The sequence below is a fragment of the Bacillus sp. JST-5 genome (genome assembly GCF_057747715.1).
This window is the reverse complement of the sequence record NZ_JBYLHW010000115.1, coordinates 1-3,367: the sequence shown is the minus strand read 5'-3', so window position 1 is coordinate 3,367 and position 3,367 is coordinate 1. Positions and strand designations below refer to the sequence as shown.

3 protein-coding genes and 1 pseudogene are annotated in these 3,367 nt (G+C 29.2%); all 4 read left to right on the top strand.

The window, feature by feature from the left end:
• A pseudogene (locus AC3ASS_RS13870) lies at positions 1 to 354 on the top strand (class I SAM-dependent methyltransferase); the annotation flags it as partial.
• 162 nt (positions 355 to 516) lie between these two features.
• Positions 517 to 1,584 carry an NAD(P)/FAD-dependent oxidoreductase gene (locus AC3ASS_RS13865; RefSeq protein ID WP_488284101.1) on the top strand — a complete coding sequence of 356 codons (1,068 nt, stop codon included), beginning with the start codon at positions 517 to 519 and terminating at the stop codon, positions 1,582 to 1,584.
• A 264-nt stretch (positions 1,585 to 1,848) separates the two neighbouring features.
• The gene (locus AC3ASS_RS13860) at positions 1,849 to 2,445 is read left to right on the top strand and encodes a TetR/AcrR family transcriptional regulator (protein WP_488284100.1); all 597 of its coding nucleotides are present in this window, start codon (positions 1,849 to 1,851) and stop codon (positions 2,443 to 2,445) included.
• 46 nt (positions 2,446 to 2,491) lie between these two features.
• Positions 2,492 to 3,169: a YqeB family protein gene (locus AC3ASS_RS13855; protein ID WP_488284099.1), complete on the top strand. Its 678-nt coding sequence runs from the start codon at positions 2,492 to 2,494 to the stop codon at positions 3,167 to 3,169.
• Positions 3,170 to 3,367: the final 198 nt, after the last annotated feature.

Genomic DNA, 3,367 nt, shown 5'->3' with positions numbered 1-3,367 from the left:
CTTTGATAGAATTGATTTTCTCAAGGCAAGTGCTTCCAATCTCCCTTTTAAAGATGAAGACTTTGATCTTGTCGTAAGCTGTCTGACGTTTCATGAGGTCGAAGATACTCCAAATAAAATAGATGTGATTCAAGAAGCATTAAGAGTGTTAAAATCAGGCGGGCAATTTATCTTTTTAGATTTATTTTTGGACGAAAAAATATTTGGAAATAAAAAGAGCTGGTAAATCATTTTAAGGATTTTGGTGTAACTGATTTGAAATACTATAAACTTGATGAAGTAATCCATTTACCTAAAACACTATTACATAAAAAAGTTTTAGGAAATGCAATGATTTTTTGCGGGAGAAAATAAGATTTTGTGACAATATTTTATTTTTTATGAAATCTTTTGTTCTTGACATGTAATAACCATTCAAAAAATACCAAGGTTGTGATAAAATTGATGTATGAAAATGAGAATCATTATCGATATTGATTATTAGCATATATACATAACTTCGGAGGAGAATTACAGATGGGTCATAGGGAAGTTTATGATGTGACGATTATTGGTGGAGGACCAGCAGGATTATTTTCTGCTTTTTACAGTGGGTTGCGTGAAATGAAAACAAAAATTATCGAATATCAAAATAAACTTGGCGGGAAAGTCCATGTTTATCCTGAAAAATTAATATGGGATGTTGGTGCAATGACTCCTATTACAGGAGAAAAGCTTATCCAACAAATGGTTGAACAAGCTTTAACATTTGATCCAACAGTTGTATTAGGTGTAAAAGTTACATCTATTGCAAAAGATGAATCAGGTAATTTTGTGCTAACTACTCACAATGGACAAAAACATTTTTCTAAGTCTGTGATTTTAGCTATTGGCGGTGGAATCATAAATCCAATAAAACTTGATGTGGAAGATTCCGATAAATATGTAAATACGAATTTAAATTATTCAATAAAAGAACTAAAAAAATTTAAAGATAAAGTAGTTTTAATTTCTGGTGGGGGTTATACAGCTGTCGATTGGGCAAACGAATTACACCCAATTGCTAAGAAAGTATTTCTTACTTATCGAAAAGGTAAAGATCAAATGCAAGCACATGAAGCCGATTTATCCCGTTTATTTCAAAGTCCAGTCGAATTTTATTTCTATACAGAAATAACAAAATTTATTCCAGATGAGAGTGGTCAAGTCATTAAACAAGTGGAATTAACGAATAATCAGACAGGTGAAGTGACAAGATTATCTGTCAATGAAGTAGTTGTCAACCATGGTTACCATCGAGATAGCTCTTTGTTCGAAAATAGTGATTTAAAATTTGAAATGGCTAATGAATATTATTTAAAAGGAACAGCTCATTGTGAAACGAACATTCCAGGATTATATGCAGTAGGGGATGCTGTAGAATATGAAGGAAAAGTACATTTAATTTTAGGGGCTTTTCAAGATGCCGTGAAAGCTGTTAATAAAGCAAAGAAATTTGTACAACCAGATGCAGAAGAAACAGCTTTAGTCTCTTCTCATAACGAAGTATTTTTATCTCGTAATCGTGAAATCATTGATAAGCAAATTTTAGGAAGCATTAAATAAATGTCCATAAAAAGAGGAATATTTTTTTATATCGTTCCTCTTTTTGTACTTTGAAACTATCATATACTTTTAAAAATGATATCTTAACGGATATCATTTTTTTATTTCTATCAAGGATAATGAAGGGCATTTATTCCGATTTTTTGATAAATAGACATAAAATTTTTAATTGATTGCAAGTAAAGGGAATATATATTAAAATAAAAATTGATTGAACGTTCAAATAAAAAAATGATTAATCAATTTTTTAGCGAGGGAACTTTTATGGAAGAAAAACAATCTTTTATTGCTGAAGCACGTAGAGAACAGATCATTAAAGCTTGTATCGATGCACTAAACGAATTTGGGTATACCGATGTAAGTTTAACGAAAGTTGCTAAATTGGCAAAAGTGAGTACTGGATTAATATCTTATCATTTTTCTAATAAAATGGATTTAATAAATCAAACATTAATTTATTTACTTCATAAAAAATTAAACTATGTTAGTGAAAAAGTAGTTCAAGAAAAATTATCAATTTCACAATTGAAAGCATACATCGAAGCTAGTTTAGCTTATCAAGTAGCCAATCATAAAAATAATATTGCGTTAATTGAAATTGTCTTTAATGCAAAAAATGAAGATGGCATTCCTTTTTATAGAATTGCCGATAATGAAGAAGATCCTTTTTACTCATTGCTCAAAGAAATTTTATTAGAAGGGCAAAAGAAAAGAGAGTTTTCTAATGAATTTGATGTTAACAACATGTGTGTCATGATTCAAGGTGCAATAGAAGAATGTATGCTATATCAAAACCCTTCCTTTAGTTTGGAGAAATATAAAGATGAGTTAATCAAAATGGTATCAAAAATCGTACTGTAAAAATACTAAAGTGGATAAAAAATATTTTATTTGGAGGTTGTATCTCATGAATCAAACATCCACGATAGGTATGAGTTTTTTAGAAAAATTGATTACAGCTTTGTTCCCAGTAGTTTTAGGGATTATAGGTTGGTTTTTTCCAAAATTGTTGAATGTATTATCAAAAATTCCAATTTTATCAGACTCAAAAGTTATTAAATTATTACAATCATTTAACCCATTTTGGGTATCTATTATTTTGATGATCGTAGGTATAATTATTGGAATTCTATTATCATTGGAAGTTTATAACGAAACATTGAAAATGGAAATTAATGATCAAGAAATACTGATCAAAAAAGATAATAAAGAAATAATTACTAAGAAAGCTGACATAAAAGAAATTTATATGGAAGATAATGAAGTTGTTATTATAAGTAAGAAAGGTCAAGAACTTTTAAGGGAAACGACGGATATCAATAAAGAAGAAATACGGAATATCTTTACGTATCATCATTATCCTTGGTGTGATCATGACCCTTATGCAGATGAGTATATTTTATGGACTCTAGAAAATCAATCTTTTGGAGAAAAAATCAATTCAATTTTATACGAACGGAGAAATGCGATAAGAGACGGCGACAAGAAAAAAGCAAATCATTTAAAAAAGGATTTAGGTGAACTCGGGATTATTGTAAAAGACAGGAACGGGAACCAGTACGTTAGAAGTTTCAAAAAATATTGATGTATAATTTGGAATAAGAAAATTACCAATTAATAAGATCTAGGTATTCATCAATTCTAATATACTTAGGTCATTTTTTTAATAAAGAATTAACTATGCTAATAGATGTAGTATAGATTTGTGGACACAACTTGGTTAAGTCATTAATATTAAACTAACGAAAGGTTGTGTCCGAATCATGAGTCAAAAGCGGTATAA